Raw genomic sequence first — 16,898 nt, 5'->3', positions numbered from 1 at the left:
GCGCCACCTGTTCACTCAGGCTTGCGCTTCCCCCATGGCCTGTCGCCCGGCTCCCACGTCTGCTCGGGCTTCGGGAACTCGACGCGCTCCCCACCGGTGCCGGCTGTGGCCACACCGACGCATAGCAGGATCAGGCCGCCGAGGATCATCGGCAGTAGCAGGAAGCCCAGCACCGCCCCGAAGGTCAACAACGCCAGTCCCACCGCTGCCAGACCGCGCGCCCAGTTCGGCCTCTGCTGCTCCTGCATCCCCACCCCTTGGCTCAGGCGCCACAGGCTAGACCCACGGAGGTGATCACCGTGGCCAGACGGACAGGATGGCGGGTGTGCAGCCAGCCCGGCTGTCCCGAGTACACGGACCAAGGCGGACGCTGCCCTGACCATCGGGCCCAGGCCGAGGCCAAGCGCGGCACGGCGCGGCAGCGCGGCTACGGACGCGGACACGAGCAGCGGTTCAGGCCGGGCGTGCTGGCCCAGCATCCGACGTGCGTGCTCTGCGGCCGGGCGCCCAGCGTCCACGCCGACCACCACCCGCACAGCCGGCGCGAGCTCGTCGCGCAGGGCCTCGACCCTGACGACCCGAAGCACGGGCGTGGCTTGTGCGGCCCTTGCCACAGCAGGGCGACTGCCGACCACCAGCCCGGCGGCTTCAACGCCTGAACTGTCAGTGGAGGTTGCGAGAATGCAGCAACGAGCCCCGGCGAGTGCGTCAACACTCCCGGGGCGTGGCCGATCTGATGGAAGCAGGTCGACATGGTCGAGCGTATATGCAGCGAACCTGAGTGCGGAAAGGCCCACCGCGCCAAGGGCTTGTGCTCCACGCACTACAACCAGCAGAAGCCTGAGAGGCACAAGCCGCAAGCCGCGGCATGCAGCGTTTGCGGTACCGAGTGCAGCAAGGGAAGGAGCCGCGAACGTGTCGTCTGCTCCTACGCCTGCCGCTGGTTCCTGCAGAACGAGCGGTACAGCAGCCCCGTATATTTCCCCACCTGCGACTGGTGTCGCGCCATCTTCGCCGACGGAACCGGTGTGGAGCGTTGGTGCTCTGACCCTTGTCGGAGCGTTGCCACGCGTGAGACCTGGCCGTCGTGGCGCGTGTCCTTCCCGATCTGCACCGTGTGCGGGAACCTCTTCGCCACTCCGTACAACAGGGTCACGTGCTCGCTCAAGTGCGAGATCATCAAGCTCCGTGACGATAAGCGCGAGGCCAAGTACAGGTACCGGGCGCGCAAGCGGAATGCGTTCGTTGCGCCCGTCTTGCCGCGCGCCATCTTCGAGCGCGACCGTTGGCGTTGCCACCTGTGTGGACGGGCGATACGACGAGGGGCCGTCGTGCCGGCGCCGCTCGCTCCAGTGCTGGATCACGTCATCCCGTTGGCCCAGGGTGGAACACATGAGCCGGCCAACGTTCAGGCCGCTCACTACCTGTGCAACTCGATCAAGAGCGACGGCTACGTCGATGGTGGCGAGCAGTTGATGCTGATCGGTTGATCATCACGGTATGTGATGACTACCCACCCCTCTACCCCCCTTCGGTGATCTCCAGCGGACCGCCGGGGAGGTGGCTCGGGGTGTCTACGGGTCTGGCACCCTCCGCGATCTTGAAAGTCATCACAGAACGTGACACCAGCGCGGGCCGCAACGGCCGGCGCCGACGTGCCGCAACGGCGCGAGGGGATGATCACATGTCAGGATTTGGACCGCCTCCCAAGCCGGCCGGGCAGCGACGGCGGAGCAACGCCACGTTCGCGATGACCCAGTTGCCGGCCGAGGGCAGGAAGGCTCCAGCTCCCAGGTACCCGCTGCCGCCAGTTGTCGTGAGTGATGACGAGGTCGGCTCTGAGGTGGCCCGGGAGCGCGAGGCCGAACTCTGGGACTCGCTGTGGGAAACGCCGCAGGCTGTGATGTGGGAGCGGACGCATTCCGAGCTCACTGTCGCCCGCTTCGTTCGCTTCTCGGTGCTGGCGGAAGCGGGCAACATCAAGGCAGCCACGGAAGCCCGTCAGCTCGAGGACCGTCTCGGGCTCAACCCGCAGTCTCTGCTTCGGCTTCGGTGGGAAGTGGCCGCCGACGAGGTTGCCGAGCAACGGCAAGAGCGCAGTTCGCGGTCAGCGCCGAAGTCCGCTCGGCAGCGACTGAAGATCGTAGATGTTGATGCGGCTGGAGGCTCCTGATGGCGCAGATCTTGACTGTAGAGCCGGGCGACGTACTGGTGATCGGCAGGCAGGAAGGCTTTTCAGCCGAGCATTCCCGGCTCGCCATGGAGCAGCTGAAGGACATTCTCGGGCTTTCGATGATCGTCGTCCTTGACGGGCCTGCCGACTTGGCGGTCGTCCGCAGGTCCCTGATTGAAGGCAGCGCCGATGCCGTGGCGGGGCCCTGACCACGCGGGCGAGTTCCCCACCCTTGGCTGGGCTGTCGGAGAGTGGATCGAGGAGTACTGCGTCATCCCGGACGGGGATCGTGTTGGCTCTCCGTACAGGCTCACGGACGAGATGTGGACGTTCCTCGCCCACCACTACCGGCTGAAGCCGACGGCAGATTCGGGGCAGCGTGCTCCGGCGTTCTCCTACCGTCGCAGCCAGCTGGTCAGGCCGCAGAAGTGGGGCAAGGGCCCCTTCTCGGCGGCGCTGATCTGCGCCGAGGCGGTCGGCCCTGTCCTCTTTGACGGTTGGGACGCGGCCGGCGAGCCGGTCGGCCGGGAGTGGCCGACCCCGCTGATCCAGATCGCGGCCAACTCCGAGGACCAGACGGCCAACGTGTACGCGGCGCTCCAACCGATGATCGAGTTGGGACCTCTGGCTGACGTCATCACCGACACCGGCGACACCCGCATCAACCTGCCGAACGGCGGCCGGATCGACCCGGTCACCTCGCGCGCCCGAACCCGCCTGGGGCAGCGCGTCACGTTCGTGGTGCAGGACGAGACAGGCTTGTGGACCGTCACGTCGGGCATGGTCGCGGTCGCCGAGACTCAGCGCCGCGGCCTCGCCGGCATGGGCGGCCGGAGCGTGGAGACCACGAACGCATGGGATCCGTCGGAGGATTCGGTGGCCCAGCGGACGGCGGAGTCGCGGGTCCAGGACATCTACCGCGATCACCGGATGGCGGATCCCCGGCTGCAGTACAAGCTGAAGGCGGACCGCCGCAAGATCCACCGAACCGTGTACGGCGACAGCGCCGGCCGCGGCGGCTGGGTCGACCTCGACGCCATCGAGGGCGAGGCCGCCGAGCTCATCGAGAAGGACATCGCCCAGGCCGAGCGCTTCTTCGGTAACCGGATCACGGCTGGTACCGGCACCTGGCTGGAGCGGGCCGTCTGGGAGACCCGGGCCGCCCCAGAGGAGCTGCCCGACAAGCCGCGGGTGGTGCTGGGTTTCGACGGCTCAGACTCGGATGACTGGACCGGCTTCCGGGCGGAGACACTCGACGGCTACCAGTTCACGCCCACCTACGGCCCCGACAACCTGCCAACGGTGTGGGATCCGGCTGAGTGGGGAGGCCAGGTGCCTCGCCTCGAGGTGAATGCGGCCCTGGATGACCTCATGGCTCGCTACGACGTGGTCCGCATGTACGCAGACCCGCCGTACTGGGAGACGGAAGTCGATACGTGGGCCGACAGGTACGGGGAGAAGAAGGTCGTCCGCTGGTACACGCAGCGGACCGCACAGATGCATTCGGCCGCCGAGCGTCTCCTGACCGACGTCACGAAGGCCGACTCGACCTTTCGGCACGACGGGTGCCCCACGGCGACCGCCCACATCGGCAACGCCCGGAAGGCGGCGCGACCTGGGGGGCGGTACGTCTTGGGGAAGGCGTCTCTCACTCAGAAGATCGACCTCGGCATGTGCTCAATCCTCGCCCACGAGGCCGCTGGTGACGCTATTGCTGCCGGTCAGGCCAAGACCAAGCGCCGTAGGGCGCGCGGATTCTGAGAGGGGGCCGGATGCCTCAGCAGCACGCTGTCCAGTCCCCGGAGTGGTGGCGAGACCGCTTGTACGGAGCTCTGTGTAAGAGGACGGCGGAGACGAACGTCTTCGACGACTACTACGAGTGCGAGCACCCGCTGCCCTTCCTTCACGAGAAGGCCCGTGAGCCGTTCCGCCGTCTGCTGAAGATGTCGCGGGCCAACTACATGGAGCTGGTCGTCGATGCCTTGGTCGGCCGCCTGGAGGTGGCCGGCTTCCAGTCGGATGTTGAAGGCGACTTGGATGATCAGGCGTGGGCACTGTGGCAGGACAACAACCTGGATGGCGGGAGTCAGCTGGGATTCCTTGAGGCCGCAATCCGGGGAACCTCGTACCTGATGGTGTCGCCGCCAGGGGGTGCTCAGGCCGGGTATCGGATCACGCCGGAGCATCCAACGCAGGTCATCACGGAGGCGATGCCCGGGGCGCCCGGCGACCTGGCTGCCGCGCTGAAGCTGTGGATGGACGACTGGACGGGCCGCATGTGCTGCACGGTCTACCTTCCCGGCAACATCTACAAGTTCGACGCCCCGGAGCCGAAGACGGGCGGCAAGCCGGTCTGGGTCCAGCGGGCCGTGGCTGGCGAGGAGTGGGGCGGCAAGAACGCCCTGGGCGCGGTGCCATTCGGTGAGCTTTCGAACCGGCCGCGGATGCTGAAGCCGGGTGCCAGCGAGCTCCGTTCGGTCATCGGTATCCAGGACCGGATCAACAAGACCATCGCCGACCGGATGATGACCCAGGAGTTCGCGGCCTTCCCGCAAAAGTGGGTCACCGGGATGGAGATCCCGGTCGACGAGAACGGCCAGGACATCGAGCCGTTCGACGTCGCCGTGAACAAGATCCTCATAGCTGAGGAGAACGGCGCCAAGTTCGGCCAGTTCGCCGCCGCCGATCTCACCGGCTACCTCAAGGGCAAGGAGGCGGACGTCCATGACATTGCGGCGATCACCTCTACCCCGCCGCATTACCTCCTCGGCTCCATGGTCAATCTCAGCGCCGAGGCCCTCAAGGCCGCCGAGGCGGGGCTGATCCACAAGATCTACCAACGGTGCCGCTTCCTCGAGGAGGGACTAGAGCGGACGATGCGGCTGGCGGGCATCGCATCCTCGCAGGCCCGCATCGTCTGGAAGAGCCCGGAGTGGCGGACGGAGGGTGAACTCACCGACGCACTCGTGAAGATGTCTAGCCTCAGTGTCCCACGTGAGGTGCTGTGGGAGCGCTGGGGGGCTACGCCGCAGGAGATCGAGCGGTGGCGCCTTCTCAACGAGTCCGCTCTGCAGCGGGCCATGGGCGGCGATCTGGCAGCCGAGTACGGGCCCAAGCAGCCTCCCGGGGCCGAGCCTGCTCCCACGGAGGGGTAGTGCCGGCCGCAGAGGACATCGCACTCGCCTTCTATCTGCGGCAGCAGCGGATCGTCCGCCGGTCCGTGAATCAGGCCCAGTCGGTGTGGCGCATGCTCAACCTCTCAAACTGGGAGGCTGCGTGGCAGGGCGCGGTGGCTGCCGGTCTGGTCGGTGCGATCTCGGGCGGGCAAAGCGAGGCGGCGGCTCATGCTGACGCCTACGTCGCGGCAGTCATCGCCGCCGACGGGATGGACTCCGACCCGGGCGGCAAGCTGAATCCGGGTGCCTTCGCTGGCGTGGCAGCCGACGGCCGCCCCCTGAAATCGCTCGTCTACGAGTCAGTCCTCGAATCCCGGTGGCTCCTGGAAGAGGTCGGCCAGAGCGAGATCGACTCCATGATCGGTGGCCTTGAAAAGCTCCTGAAGGCCGTCTCCACGGAAGTCGCGGACGCCGGTCGAGCCGCCACGGGGGCCTCGATCACAGGCAACCGGACGATCAACGGCTACATCCGGGTGGTCAACGCGCCCGCTTGCTCCCGGTGCATCATTCTGGCCGGCAAGGAGTACGGCTGGAACGCCGGCTTTCAAAGACACCCCAAGTGCGACTGCGTCCACATGCCCGCCAAGCTAATCAAACGCGGCCGGCATCACCCCGGCGCTTTCGACGCCAAGGACTACTTCGGCAGTCTGTCGGCGGCCGAGCAGAACCGGATCTTCACCAATGCCGGGGCGCAGGCCATTCGGGATGGCGCCAGCCCCTCAAGTGTCGTCAATGCCCGCCGCGGTATGTACACGGCGGACGCCTACGGCCGCCCGGTCCGCGCCACCCGGGACTCCGCGACGCGCCGTGGCGCCTGGTTCCGCCAGGAGCGCCAGCGGGCCATCCAGCGAGGCCTGGTGCCGCGCTCGGGTGCAGGGTTCCGGCTCATGAGCCCTCGGCTGATGCCGGAGGAGATCTACCGGCTGGCCGGCAGCCGCAGCGAGGCCATCGCCATGCTGCACCGATTCGGCTACCTCACCTGACCACGCGAAACGCGCCGGTCGACCCTCTATCCCGAAACGGGAGTGCCCCATGTCCGAACCCAGTACGGAACCGTCCGCCACCCCGGCCCCGGAGCAGCCCGCAACGGGCTCGGAATCCACGGCGGAGGAACGACTCGCCTCGCTCGAAGCCGAGCGCGACAAGTGGCAGTCCATGTCCCGCAAGCAGGAGGAGCGGGCCAAGGCCAACGCCGAGAAGGCTAGGCGCTTCGACGACCTCGAGGCCGCCTCCAAGACCGAGGCGGAGAAGCTTGCCGAGCGGGCGGCCGCCGCGGAGGGCAAGGCGACCGCCTTGGTGCAGCGCGCCGTGAAGGCCGAGGTGCGGGCCCTTGCCGCGAAGGCCTTCGCCGACCCTTCCGACGCGGCGGCCTTCCTCAACCTCGGTGACTACGTCGACGAGTCGGGCGACATAAACGAGAAGGCCATCGAAAAGGACCTGGCCGATCTCCTGAAACGCAAGCCGCACCTGGCCAAGGAAGGCAACGCGCCGTCGTTCGACGGAGGCGCGAGAACCACTGCGGCTGCATCCACCGACATGAGCTCCCTGATCCGCCAGAAGGCGGGACTGGGCTGATCCCACCCCCGGCTCGGCATGGTCCGACCGGCTTGACTCAAGAAGGGCTGGACCATGGCCTATAACAACCTGACGTCCCGGACGGACTCGGCAGCGCTCATTCCCGAGGAAGTCTCCAAGGAGATGCTCGGCAAGGCGACCGAGCAGTCCGCCGTCCTCAACATGTTCCGCAAGGTGCCGGTCGGCCGCGCCCAGGTGCGATTCCCGGTGCTGAGCGCCCTGCCGGTGGCCTACTTCGTGGGCGGCGACACCGGCCTGAAGCAGACCACCGAGCTGAACTGGCAGAACAAGTTCCTCAACATCGAGGAGATCGCCACGATCATGCCGGTGCCGGACAACGTCCTGGCCGACGTGGACGCGAACATCTGGGACGAGGCGATGCCTCTTCTGACCGAGGCGTTCGGCCGGACCCTGGACGCCGCGGTGTTTTTCGGTACGAACGCTCCGTCCAGCTGGCCGTCGGACATCACGACCGCCGCGGCCGCGGCCGGCAACAGCGTCACGGAAGCTGCGACTGCCGCGCAGGGTGGCTTCTACGGCGACCTCGACAACCTCTACGAGAAGATCGAGCTCGACGGTTTCGAGGTCAACGGTTTCGTCGCCGCTACCTCCGCCAAGAGCAAGCTGCGCAAGGCCCGTGACAGTCAGGGCCGCAAGCTGGACGAGGCCCGCGTCTCCGGAAGCCTCGACATGATCGACGGCTACCCGGTGGCCTACTCGATGCGTGGCCTCTTCCCGGCAACTGGGGGCGCGGGCGCCAACACGCGGCTGTTCGCGGGCGACTGGAACCAGTTCGTGGTCGGCGTCCGCCAGGACATCACCATGAAGGTGCTCACCGAGGCGGTCATCCAGGACAACACCGGGGCGATCATCTTCAACCTCGCCCAGCAGGACATGACCGCCGTGCGCCTGACGTTCAGGGTGGGGTGGCAGGTCGCGAACACCATCAACAACGAACAGTCCGTCGAGGCGAACCGATACCCCGCCGGAATCCTCAAGTACTGATCCGACCCCCACGACGAGAGAGGCAAAATCATGGCAGACACCGCTCCCTACGTGCGGGTCCTCGAAGCAGACGTCCCGGCGGTCTCGACGGCAGGCAACAGCGACGACAGCGTCGTCGCCCAGGCCCCGTTCGACTGCACGGTCACCAGCATCGTCTACGTGCCGGAGGCCGCGATCACCGGTGCCGATACCAACTCACGCACCGTGTCTATGGTCAACAAGGGGCAGGTCGGGTCCGGCTCGATCACGGTCGCAACGCTGGCACTGACCAGCGGCGTGAACGCGGTCGCCAACGACGACAAGGCGATCACTCTGTCGGCCACGGCCGCCAACCTCGTGCTCGCGGCCGGCGACACCCTGCTGTGGAGGTCCGTCGCGGTCGGTACTGGCATCGCGGACCCCGGCGGCCTGCTTCGCATCACCGTCTCCCGGAACTGAGGAAGGAGCCAGCCATGGCTACCCGAAACGAGAAGCCCTCGGTGCCTGCGGACGCGGCGGCTGCCGAGATCCAGAAGGTCGTCGACGAGGCCGAGGAGCGCGGCTTCCTGGGCGTGGAGGTCGACCAGACCCCGAACGAGAACTACACCGTGGCCGGGGTTCTGGCAGGCAAGCCCACCCCGGAGACGAACCCGGAGCACGCCCGGAAGATCCGGCAGCAGCTCGACGACGACGCTCGCTCCCGCTGACGAAGGGAGGTCGTCGTGGCCCTGCCCGCATTCGCGACGGCGGCCGACCTCGCCGCCGCCACCCAACGATCCGACCTCGACGCGGCCTCGGCCGACCTCGCTCTGGCGTCGGCGTCGGCGGTCATCCGTCGCTGGACCCGCCAGTCGATCACGCGAGTGGCCGACGATGTGGCCACGCTGCGGGTACTGCACGACGCCGAGCTGATCCTTCCGCAGCGGCCGGTGGTCTCGGTGTCACAGGTCCGGGTGAACGGCCTGATCCTGTTGGACTGGGTCCTCTCCGGCGACCGGCTCCTCCGCACAGGCGGCTGGCGTCGGCTGCCTGGTACGACGACGTACACGGACCCGGGGTTGGTCGAGGTCACCTACACCCACGGCTACGACGAAGTGCCTGACGAGGTGCGGGCCGTGTGCCTGGACCTGGCGTCGATGAGCCTCACGAACCCGGGCGGCCTTCGAGAGGTCGCCATTGACGATTACCGCCGGGTCTTTGCCTCCGAGACCCTCGGGTCTGGCGTCATGTCGCCGGCCCACCGCGAGATGCTGTCCGGCTACCGGCGCCGCATCGGAACGGTGGGCTTGCGGTGAGCGATCTCGAAGCGACGCTCGCTGCCGCCCGGACGGCGGCGCTGGAACTGCAACGCGAGACGATCACTCTGTTCCGGCCCGGCGGCGACGGCTTCGACTGGGACACCGGCGCCGACACCCCAGCCGCAGCCACGGTCATCTACGCCGGCCCGGCCCGGGTGAAGCCGTCGGCCCAGTCGCGCGGCGAGGAAGTCAACGCCGGCGAGAACCCGACGACGCTCCGCGAGTACACGATCTCCGTCCCCTGGGGAACGGAGGTCGACGTACTGCCCACCGTCGGCGACTTCATCGACGTCACGACCTCACCCGACGCCCGCATGGTCGGCCTGCGTCTTTGGGCGACGGGCATTCAGTACAGCTCGACGGCCACAGCCTGGCGGATCACAGGGGAGGACCGGTCATGACAGCCGACACCCGCGAGCTCAACCAGCTGGCCGTGGCCCTCGAGCAAAACATCCCGGAGGCTGAGCGCGGCATGGTGGCCATCGTGGCCCGCGGCGCCCTGAACGTGAAGAACGACTGGCGGGCGAACGCGATCGCCACCGCCGGCAAGCATGCCCGCCTCTACCCGTACTCGATCTCCTACGACCCGCTGCCCTTCCCCGGTGGCGCCCAGGCGGAGATCGGTCCGGACAAGGGGCGGCCCCAGGGCGCCCTCGGCAACCTGCTTGAGTACGGCTCGTCCAAGAATCGGCCCCACAATGACGGCGGCAGGGCTCTCCTCGCCGAGGCCCCCCGCTTCGCTGCGCAGGTCGAGGCACTCACGGACCGCCTGGGGCGCCTGTAGTGGCGGCCCCCGATATCAAGCCCCACGTCGATGCCGTCGTCACGGCTCTGGCCGGCGCCGGACTGGTAGTCGGCGACGGCGTCGCACCGGCACCCGTGCCGTCCACCGGCATCTACGTGGTCGTGTACTTCGACCCCGGCCAGGCCCTCACCGAGTCCCTGGCCGACGCTCGCACGGACTTCACGCTGTCCTTCCAGGTCACCTGCGTGGGTCCGACGCCGGAGAAGTGCCGCTGGGCTACCCAGCGGACCCGCACGGCCTTGCACGCGCCCTTGGCGGTGGCCGGCCGTACCGCGTGGCGGCCGGAGGAACTGGGCGGCCCGCCGATCCAGCGCGATGACGACGTCTCACCGCCGCTCTACTTCCTGCCGGTGCAGTACCGGCTGCAGTCCACAGCCTGATCGGAGAATTTCCATGGCCCTCCTGGCCCAGCAGGTCGTTTCCCGCGCTGGCCTGACGCCGACCTATTCGGCGGCTGCCGCGTCCACCACGGTCACCACCGGTGACCGAAGCTTCCTCCACGTGAAGAACGCCAACGGAAGCAGCATGACCGTCACGATCACGTCGACAGCGATCGTCGACGGGCAGGCCGTGACCGACCTCGTCATCACGGTCCCCGCGACGACCGGCGACAAGATGATCGGCCCGCTGTCGACGCGTCTCTTCGCGGGCGCCGCGGATGGCGTGAGTGCCGCCATCACCTACTCCTCGACGACGTCCGTCACCGTGGCCAACCTGGTCATCTGACCTTCCTGCCGCTCGTCCATCCCCGCCCCGCCTGGGGCTTTTTTCATGCCCTGAGGAGGGCCCAATGGCTGACCTGATCAGTGATGGCAAGACCCGCGTGGCGTGGCTTGCGACCGTCTCCAACATCAACGCCCCGACCGTGGCTGAGCTGAACGCGGGCGCCGACTACACGCAGCGCATCACCCCGGACGGCCTGAAGGTCGAGCCGAGCACGGCGAGCGTGGACACCGGGTCGCTGGCCTCGACGTTCGATACCTCGACCGTGGGTCGCATCGGCTTCGAGAACGAGATCACCTTCAAGCGGGGTGACACCGGCCCGGACGACGCCCCGTTCACCACGCTGAAGTACGGGGTTTCCGGCTACCTGGTCATCCGTCGAAGCGTGGCGTACACCACCGCGTGGACGATCGGCCAGAAGGTCGAGGTCTACCCGATCACCTGCGGCGAGCCCAAGCACATCCCGCCGGCCGCCAACGAGGTCGCGAAGTTCGCGAGCCCGATGATGGTGACGGCTCAGCCCGCGACCTCCGCGACGGTGGCCTGATGGCCGATATCTCGAAGATCCTCAAGCAGGCGACAAAGCGCCGCCGGTCGGTGTACCTCTGCCTGGCTGGCGACCTCGTTGCCGAACTTGACCGTCTGGAGCACCAGCTCGCAGCACTCGGCGGCAAGGCCTGGGAGCCGAGCAGCCTGGCCGACGAGGACCCCCGCACGGGCCTCGCCAAGAAGGTTGCGGCTGCCCGCAAGGCAGTTCGGGCCGCCGAGACCGAGTTCGTCTTCCAGGCCCTCGATGACAGGGCGTGGTCCGACATTCTGGCTGCTCACCCATCCAAGGATGGAGGCCAGTCATGGGACCCGGAGACGTTCGGGCCGGCTCTCGTCGCGGCCTGCGCGGTCGATCCGGTGATGACGCCGGAGCAGGTCTCCGAGCTGTTCAGCATCGCGAATCACGCCCAGCGTGAGGACCTGTTCAGGGGCGCCTGGGAGGTCAACACGGAGGCCCCCGGGATCCCTTTCTCGTTGACCGACTCCGGGATCCTCGAGTCCCTCATCGCCGCGAAGTAGAGACGGCGCGGGCCTGGGGCGTTCCCCGATCGGTGTTCCTCGGCCGGGTCCTCGCCCCAGGTGAGCCGCTGTGGCTGGACGAGGATCGCGCCTGGGCGCTGGCGCTGGCAGAGGTCGAGGCCGACCAGTGCCCGGACTGCCGTCAGCCCTGGTCGGAGGTCTCTCTCCCCTCGGCGGAGGGCGGCTACGAGCCGCACCTGATGCGCTGCCATGCCTGCTCGGCGGGTGCCAGCAAGCTCGCCGCCTATGAAGGGGCCGGCGGGGACACCCGCGGCCTCCATGTCTCCATCACGAAAGCGGGGTGAGCCGTGACGACTCGCACTGTTCGGGTTCTGCTGACCGGCACTGTCACCCCGTATGTCAGCGCGATGCGCACCGCAGCTGCGACGACCACCTCGACGGCTCGCCGTATCGAGGGGGACATGCGCCGCGCCGCGTCCACCTCCTCGACGGCCCTGTCGGGTATGGCCCGCACGGCGGCCGTCGAGGCTGGGCGCGCCGGGGCCAGTATCCAGCGGATGGCGGCGCGGTCGTCTTCTGATCTGCAGCGACTTGGGGCGACGGGCAGTACGTCGCTAGCGCGCGTCGGCGCATCCGCTTCGGCGGCGGCCACCACGCTCGGGTCGCGCCTGCCCGGCGCCGCCAGTACGGCAAGTTCGGCGCTTTCGGCGCTTGGCGGCCGGGCGACCTCGACGTTCGGCGCGCTCGGCTCGGCCTCGTCCTCAGCCGCGGGTGCCGTGTCTTCGCGCTGGTCGTCGGCCGCTGCCGCCGCCGCTTCCCGCTGGCCTGCGGCGGCTTCTGTCATCCGAGGTTCTCTTACCGCCGCTGCGGCGGCCTCTGGTCCTGCCGCCGCAGCGCTCGCCTCCCGCTGGTCCTCGGCTGGCGCGACAGTCTCTGCGCGCTGGGCTCCGGTGGGGGCCGCCATCGCGAGTTCCCTTTCCGCAGCCGCGACGATCTCCTCGCCTGCCGCTGCTGCAGTGGCTTCTCGATGGGCGGCCGCGGGCACGGCAATCTCCGGTCGGTGGGCTGCCACTGGTGCGCTGATCACGTCCGCGATGGCCGCGGCGTCCGCGTCCGCTTCGGCGACGGCCGGCTTCGTAGCGACCCGGTGGGCCGCTGCAGCGGCTGCCGTCTCGGGTGCTTTCGGATCCATGCGTCTCGCGGCATTCGCCGCCGGTGCCGGAATCCTGGGCGTGGCGACGGATGGACGCAGGAGTCTCGAAGCGATGCGCATGGCCTCGATGGGCCTGGTCGCCGTCTTCGGTCTCGCGGCGTTCGCTGCCGCGCGATTCGACAAGGCCATGTCGGAAGTCCGTGCTGTCACCGACGGCTCGGCATCCGACATGAAGAAGCTGTCGGATGCGGCTCTTCAGGCTGGTCAGGCGACCATCTACTCGGCGACGCAGGCCGCGAATGCTGAGGCGGAGCTGGCTCGAGCGGGTATCTCGACCGCCGACATCATTGGCGGCGCCCTCAAGGGCTCGCTGGACTTGGCGGCGTCCGGGCAGCTGGAACTCGGCGAATCCGCGATCATCTCCGCGCAGGCGATGAACGCCTTCAAGCTGAAGGGCCAGGACGTCGGACACATTGCCGATGTCATCTCCGCCGGTGCGGGCAAGTCGGCCACGAACGTCCACCACATGGGCATGGCTTTTCGGCAGGCGGCACTCCTCGCCAGCCAGACCGGCCTGTCACTTGAGGACACGGTCGGCACCCTGTCCCTCTTTGCACAGAACGCGCTGACCGGCTCTGATGCAGGTACTTCACTCAAGGTGATGCTGCAACGCCTTGTCCCTCAGTCCAACGAGGCCGCGGCGGCCATGGACGCAGTGGGCTTCAGCGCCTACGACGCCAGCGGCAACTTCATCGGACTGTCAGCCCTGTCCGCACAGATGAAGAGCAGCTTCTCCAAGCTCACCCCCGAGGCGCGTAACGCAGCGATGGCAACGATCTTCGGAAGCGACGCCGTTCGTGCCGCCACAATCCTCTACGAAGCCGGCGCCCAGGGTGTCGACGGGTGGGTAAAGGCGGTCAACGACTCGGGCTACGCGACCCGCGTGGCGGCCACGATGACCGACAACCTCGCGGGTGATCTGGAGCGGCTGAAGGGCGCGCTGGAGACGGCTCTGATCAGCTCCGGCAGCTCGGCCAACGGCGTACTCCGCGACATGGCCAAGGCTCTGACCAGCGTCGTCAACTGGTACGGGCAGCTCAACCCGTCCACTCAGTCGACAGTCACGATCATGGCCGGACTGGCGGGCATCGTCGGCGTCGTCGGCACCGGCCTGCTCCTCATGCTGCCCCGCATCATGGCGGTCCGAGCCGAGCTCGTCGCCCTGGGCCTGACGGCCGCGCGCACGAGGGCTTTCATGATGGGCCTCGGTCGGCTGTCCGTCGTAGTGTCCGCGATCGCCGCAATGTCGATGGGCGTCAGCTGGCTGACAGAACGCTTCCGCGACGCACCGCCCAACGTCACCCGGCTGACCAACGCGCTGGTCGACTTCGCCATGAAGGGCAAGGCGACCGGCGAGCTGTCCAAGACGTTCGGCGCAAACCTGGACGGGATCGGCGAAGCCGCCGCACGCCTAGCCCACCCGGGCACCCTGGACCGGATCGGCGACTCCCTCTACGAAATCACCCACCTGGGCATGGGCACCGACGAAGGCCTAGAGAAGGCCCGCGATCAGATCAAGGCCCTCGACGAATCCCTGTCGTCTCTCGTCTCGTCCGGCAACCCGGACATGGCGGCCAAAGCCTTCGAGCGCATGGCAACCGAGTCGGAAAAGCAGGGAGTCTCGACCGAGAAGCTGCGGACCCTGCTGCCCCAGTACTCGGCTGCCCTCACGACCACCGACACAACGACGAAGCTGGCCGCAGATTCGCAGAAGAAGCTGGGTGACGCGACCGCCATGACGGCGGACGAGATCGCGGACACCCGCACCGAGACCGAGAAGTTGAAGGACGCACTGAACGCCCTCAACGGGGTGGCTATCTCGGCAGCCGAGAAGGAGATCAGTTTCCGGTCGAGCCTCAAGGAACTCACCGATGCCGTGAAGGAGAACGGATACTCGCTCGACGTCACCACGGAGAAGGGCCGCGCAGTCAAGGGCGCCTTCCTCGACGCGGCGTCCGCCGCCTTGGCGCACGCCGAGGCGACGGCCCAGCAGAAGGACTCGGTCGCGGCAGGCAATGCTGTCCTCGAGCAGGACATCGCGATCCTCAGGCGCCAGATGCAGGCGGCCGGCTTCTCGAAGCAGTCGATCGACAGTCTGATCGGCGCCTACGCCCAGATCCCGACGAATGTGACCACCGCCGTCACGGCCCCCGGCGCCCGGCAGGCCACAGCGGAGATGGAAGCCCTTAAGCAGAAGATCGCCTCCACGCCCGCGGGTAAAACCGTGATCGTTCAGGCGCCCACCGCCGGCGCTATCAGCGAGCTGGTAAAGCTCGGCTACAAGGTCAATACCCTGCCCGACGGCCGCGTCGAGATCACCGTGCCCACCGCAAACGCGGTCGGGGCGCTGAACGGGCTGCAAGCCCGCATCAACTCCATGCACGGCACGAGCATCGACATCACCACGCACTACAAGACGACCGGCAGCCCCTACGCCCCGTCAGGCGGACGGGCCAACCGTGAGGCCAACGGCGGCTACATCCGCGGGTACGCAGCCGGCGGCGGCGTGCAGTACATGCCCATTGGCGGGCCGGTCTACGGACCGGGAACCCCGACCTCCGACAGCGTGCCCACCTGGCTGTCGACCGGCGAGTATGTCATCAAGGCCGCCTCCGTGCGCAAGTACGGGCACGCGATGTTCGACCGGCTCAACGCCGGCCGATACGCCGGTGGCGGCTCCCCTGGGTACACCCCGTCCGAGCTGCCCGTACTGGGCGGCGCCGGAGAGGCCAGGCGGCGCTACGACGAGCTGACCGGCAAGCTCCGGGATGCCTGGTCCGACTACCGGCGCGCGGTCGACGAGCTCAACCGGTTGAAGGCCGACAAGAAGTCGTCGGCAGGCGACAAGAAGGCCGCAGGCAACGCGGTGAATTCGGCGTTCGCCCTGGTCAAATCCCTGGACCGGACGCTCGGGCTGCCGTCCGGCGCGCAGGCGCCTGGCAGTTTCAATCTGGGTGTCTATCAGCGCATGCTGAACAACTCGCTGGGCGACACCGAGAAGTGGCGTGCGAGCCTGACGAAGATCGGGCAGAGGGGAGGCGAGGAGATCCGTGACCTGCTGGAGGGGATGGGGTCGGAGGGGTACGACCTCGTCAACTCGCTGGCCGGGGCGAGCGACAGCATGTTCAAGGACATCGTTGCCAAGATCAAGAAGACCGGTACGGCAGCAACGGCAACCCTGGGCGACTTCACCCGACAGCTCGGCGCCAGCACCAAGGAATCGAAGCAGTTCGCCTCCGACTTGCAGACCCTGGCGGCCCGCGGGTTCGGCGACCTGGCCCAAGCCCTCGCGGCACAAGGCGGGAGCATAGGCGCGCAGCTCGCACGTCAGGCCGTCACCGGAAATCAGGCTGATACGAAAGCAGCCAACTCCGCCGCCGGGTCAGCGGGCTCGGCGCTCGAGGGTGAGGAGCTCACGCAGTCGCTCGTCATGCTTTCGACACTGCGCTCCGGGCCGAACCGGGGCTTCGCGGAGCTGATCGCTGCGGGGCTGTCGCCGAGCGCGATCAGGTCCCTGGCTCCTCGCATCATGGGCCAGATCAACAGCCTGCCCGCCGAGTTCAAGGGCCACTTCCTGGCACAACTGGTCGGGCAGGCCGGCGGGACCGCGATGGCGAGGGGCGGCATCATTCGCTCCCCTCTGGTTCTGGCCGGCGAGGCCAAGGTGCCGGAGGCGTACATCCCGCTCAACGGATCGGTCCGCTCCCGCGACCTGCTGGCCACCACCGCCCGTCTCATGGGCTACGACGCGCGGCCCGCCGGGCATTTCGGTCCCAGCGGCGGCGGGGCGGGGGCACCCGTCCAGCAGATCACCCGGCACACCGAGGTACACCTCCACGGTGCCAAGCAATCCGCGGCCAGCCAGGCCGCAGACATTGCCCGGCACCTGCAATTCGTGGGTTGAGAGAGGGGCGGGTGAGCC

The 16,898-nt window shown here is 68.0% G+C and carries 21 protein-coding genes; 20 read left to right on the top strand and 1 reads right to left on the bottom strand.

Going from position 1 to position 16,898, the window contains the following annotated elements:
* Positions 1-11: 11 nt before the first annotated feature.
* Complete coding sequence (locus OTB20_RS19380) at positions 12-248, bottom strand: hypothetical protein (RefSeq protein WP_267819127.1); 237 nt, start codon at positions 246-248, stop codon at positions 12-14.
* 51 nt (positions 249-299) lie between these two features.
* On the opposite strand from OTB20_RS19380, the gene OTB20_RS19375 reads away from it, so the two are divergent.
* The 20 genes from OTB20_RS19375 to OTB20_RS19280 all read left to right on the top strand — a co-directional run bounded on the left by OTB20_RS19375 (position 300) and on the right by OTB20_RS19280 (position 16,880).
* Positions 300-659 carry a holin gene (locus OTB20_RS19375; RefSeq protein WP_267819125.1) on the top strand — a complete coding sequence of 120 codons (360 nt, stop codon included), beginning with the start codon at positions 300-302 and terminating at the stop codon, positions 657-659.
* Positions 660-752: 93 nt separating this feature from the next.
* Positions 753-1,490: an HNH endonuclease gene (locus OTB20_RS19370; RefSeq protein ID WP_267819123.1), complete on the top strand. Its 738-nt coding sequence runs from the start codon at positions 753-755 to the stop codon at positions 1,488-1,490.
* A gap of 326 nt (positions 1,491-1,816) precedes the next feature.
* The gene (locus OTB20_RS19365) at positions 1,817-2,173 is read left to right on the top strand and encodes a hypothetical protein (RefSeq protein WP_267819121.1); all 357 of its coding nucleotides are present in this window, start codon (positions 1,817-1,819) and stop codon (positions 2,171-2,173) included.
* Positions 2,173-2,382, top strand: coding sequence for a hypothetical protein (locus OTB20_RS19360; protein ID WP_267819119.1), 210 nt, complete (start codon positions 2,173-2,175; stop codon positions 2,380-2,382). Before OTB20_RS19365 ends, OTB20_RS19360 begins: the two co-directional genes overlap by 1 nt.
* Positions 2,363-3,934 (top strand): hypothetical protein, encoded by a 1,572-nt coding sequence (locus OTB20_RS19355; protein WP_267819117.1) that lies wholly within the window; start codon positions 2,363-2,365, stop codon positions 3,932-3,934. The genes OTB20_RS19360 and OTB20_RS19355 overlap by 20 nt, the downstream gene beginning before the upstream one ends.
* 11 nt (positions 3,935-3,945) lie before the next feature.
* Positions 3,946-5,328, top strand: a complete 1,383-nt coding sequence (locus tag OTB20_RS19350; protein WP_267819116.1) for a phage portal protein — start codon at positions 3,946-3,948, stop codon at positions 5,326-5,328.
* A gap of 92 nt (positions 5,329-5,420) precedes the next feature.
* On the top strand, positions 5,421-6,332 hold the full coding sequence (locus tag OTB20_RS19345; protein WP_267819313.1) for a hypothetical protein: 912 nt from the start codon (positions 5,421-5,423) through the stop codon (positions 6,330-6,332).
* A gap of 49 nt (positions 6,333-6,381) precedes the next feature.
* The gene (locus OTB20_RS19340) at positions 6,382-6,924 is read left to right on the top strand and encodes a hypothetical protein (RefSeq protein ID WP_267819114.1); all 543 of its coding nucleotides are present in this window, start codon (positions 6,382-6,384) and stop codon (positions 6,922-6,924) included.
* A gap of 54 nt (positions 6,925-6,978) precedes the next feature.
* Complete coding sequence (locus OTB20_RS19335; RefSeq protein WP_267819112.1) at positions 6,979-7,929, top strand: phage major capsid protein; 951 nt, start codon at positions 6,979-6,981, stop codon at positions 7,927-7,929.
* 30 nt (positions 7,930-7,959) lie between these two features.
* Positions 7,960-8,367, top strand: coding sequence for a hypothetical protein (locus OTB20_RS19330; RefSeq protein ID WP_267819110.1), 408 nt, complete (start codon positions 7,960-7,962; stop codon positions 8,365-8,367).
* Between the two features lie 14 nt (positions 8,368-8,381).
* Complete coding sequence (locus OTB20_RS19325) at positions 8,382-8,615, top strand: hypothetical protein (RefSeq protein ID WP_267819108.1); 234 nt, start codon at positions 8,382-8,384, stop codon at positions 8,613-8,615.
* A 15-nt stretch (positions 8,616-8,630) separates the two neighbouring features.
* Positions 8,631-9,203 carry a hypothetical protein gene (locus OTB20_RS19320; RefSeq protein WP_267819107.1) on the top strand — a complete coding sequence of 191 codons (573 nt, stop codon included), beginning with the start codon at positions 8,631-8,633 and terminating at the stop codon, positions 9,201-9,203.
* Entirely contained in the window at positions 9,200-9,607 is a 408-nt protein-coding gene (locus OTB20_RS19315) for a DUF6093 family protein (RefSeq protein WP_267819106.1), read from the top strand. Before OTB20_RS19320 ends, OTB20_RS19315 begins: the two co-directional genes overlap by 4 nt.
* The gene (locus OTB20_RS19310; RefSeq protein WP_267819105.1) at positions 9,604-9,990 is read left to right on the top strand and encodes a hypothetical protein; all 387 of its coding nucleotides are present in this window, start codon (positions 9,604-9,606) and stop codon (positions 9,988-9,990) included. The genes OTB20_RS19315 and OTB20_RS19310 overlap by 4 nt, the downstream gene beginning before the upstream one ends.
* On the top strand, positions 9,990-10,391 hold the full coding sequence (locus tag OTB20_RS19305) for a hypothetical protein (protein ID WP_267819104.1): 402 nt from the start codon (positions 9,990-9,992) through the stop codon (positions 10,389-10,391). Before OTB20_RS19310 ends, OTB20_RS19305 begins: the two co-directional genes overlap by 1 nt.
* Positions 10,392-10,404: 13 nt before the next feature.
* The gene (locus OTB20_RS19300; protein ID WP_267819102.1) at positions 10,405-10,737 is read left to right on the top strand and encodes a hypothetical protein; all 333 of its coding nucleotides are present in this window, start codon (positions 10,405-10,407) and stop codon (positions 10,735-10,737) included.
* A 64-nt stretch (positions 10,738-10,801) separates the two neighbouring features.
* On the top strand, positions 10,802-11,281 hold the full coding sequence (locus OTB20_RS19295; protein WP_267819100.1) for a hypothetical protein: 480 nt from the start codon (positions 10,802-10,804) through the stop codon (positions 11,279-11,281).
* Positions 11,281-11,802, top strand: coding sequence for a hypothetical protein (locus tag OTB20_RS19290; protein ID WP_267819098.1), 522 nt, complete (start codon positions 11,281-11,283; stop codon positions 11,800-11,802). Before OTB20_RS19295 ends, OTB20_RS19290 begins: the two co-directional genes overlap by 1 nt.
* A 32-nt stretch (positions 11,803-11,834) precedes the next feature.
* On the top strand, positions 11,835-12,107 hold the full coding sequence (locus OTB20_RS19285; RefSeq protein WP_267819097.1) for a hypothetical protein: 273 nt from the start codon (positions 11,835-11,837) through the stop codon (positions 12,105-12,107).
* 3 nt (positions 12,108-12,110) lie between these two features.
* Positions 12,111-16,880 (top strand): phage tail tape measure protein, encoded by a 4,770-nt coding sequence (locus OTB20_RS19280; protein WP_267819095.1) that lies wholly within the window; start codon positions 12,111-12,113, stop codon positions 16,878-16,880.
* Positions 16,881-16,898: the final 18 nt, after the last annotated feature.

The sequence above is a fragment of the Streptomyces sp. H27-H1 genome, assembly GCF_026627445.1.
GTDB lineage: Bacteria > Actinomycetota > Actinomycetes > Streptomycetales > Streptomycetaceae > Streptomyces.
Note: the sequence above shows the minus strand (reverse complement) of the source record. Positions and strands in the feature narration are given on the sequence as shown.

Bases quoted from the DNA above. Each gene is read 5' to 3' on its own strand.
- OTB20_RS19380 (WP_267819127.1), bottom strand. From the start codon at position 248: ATGCAGGAGCAGCAGAGGCCGAACTGGGCGCGCGGTCTGGCAGCGGTG.
- OTB20_RS19370 (WP_267819123.1), top strand. From the start codon at position 753: ATGGTCGAGCGTATATGCAGCGAACCTGAGTGCGGAAAGGCCCACCGC.
- OTB20_RS19360 (WP_267819119.1), top strand. From the start codon at position 2,173: ATGGCGCAGATCTTGACTGTAGAGCCGGGCGACGTACTGGTGATCGGC.
- OTB20_RS19355 (WP_267819117.1), top strand. From the start codon at position 2,363: ATGCCGTGGCGGGGCCCTGACCACGCGGGCGAGTTCCCCACCCTTGGC.
- OTB20_RS19350 (WP_267819116.1), top strand. From the start codon at position 3,946: ATGCCTCAGCAGCACGCTGTCCAGTCCCCGGAGTGGTGGCGAGACCGC.
- OTB20_RS19345 (WP_267819313.1), top strand. From the start codon at position 5,421: ATGCTCAACCTCTCAAACTGGGAGGCTGCGTGGCAGGGCGCGGTGGCT.
- OTB20_RS19340 (WP_267819114.1), top strand. From the start codon at position 6,382: ATGTCCGAACCCAGTACGGAACCGTCCGCCACCCCGGCCCCGGAGCAG.
- OTB20_RS19335 (WP_267819112.1), top strand. From the start codon at position 6,979: ATGGCCTATAACAACCTGACGTCCCGGACGGACTCGGCAGCGCTCATT.
- OTB20_RS19330 (WP_267819110.1), top strand. From the start codon at position 7,960: ATGGCAGACACCGCTCCCTACGTGCGGGTCCTCGAAGCAGACGTCCCG.
- OTB20_RS19325 (WP_267819108.1), top strand. From the start codon at position 8,382: ATGGCTACCCGAAACGAGAAGCCCTCGGTGCCTGCGGACGCGGCGGCT.
- OTB20_RS19310 (WP_267819105.1), top strand. From the start codon at position 9,604: ATGACAGCCGACACCCGCGAGCTCAACCAGCTGGCCGTGGCCCTCGAG.
- OTB20_RS19300 (WP_267819102.1), top strand. From the start codon at position 10,405: ATGGCCCTCCTGGCCCAGCAGGTCGTTTCCCGCGCTGGCCTGACGCCG.
- OTB20_RS19295 (WP_267819100.1), top strand. From the start codon at position 10,802: ATGGCTGACCTGATCAGTGATGGCAAGACCCGCGTGGCGTGGCTTGCG.
- OTB20_RS19290 (WP_267819098.1), top strand. From the start codon at position 11,281: ATGGCCGATATCTCGAAGATCCTCAAGCAGGCGACAAAGCGCCGCCGG.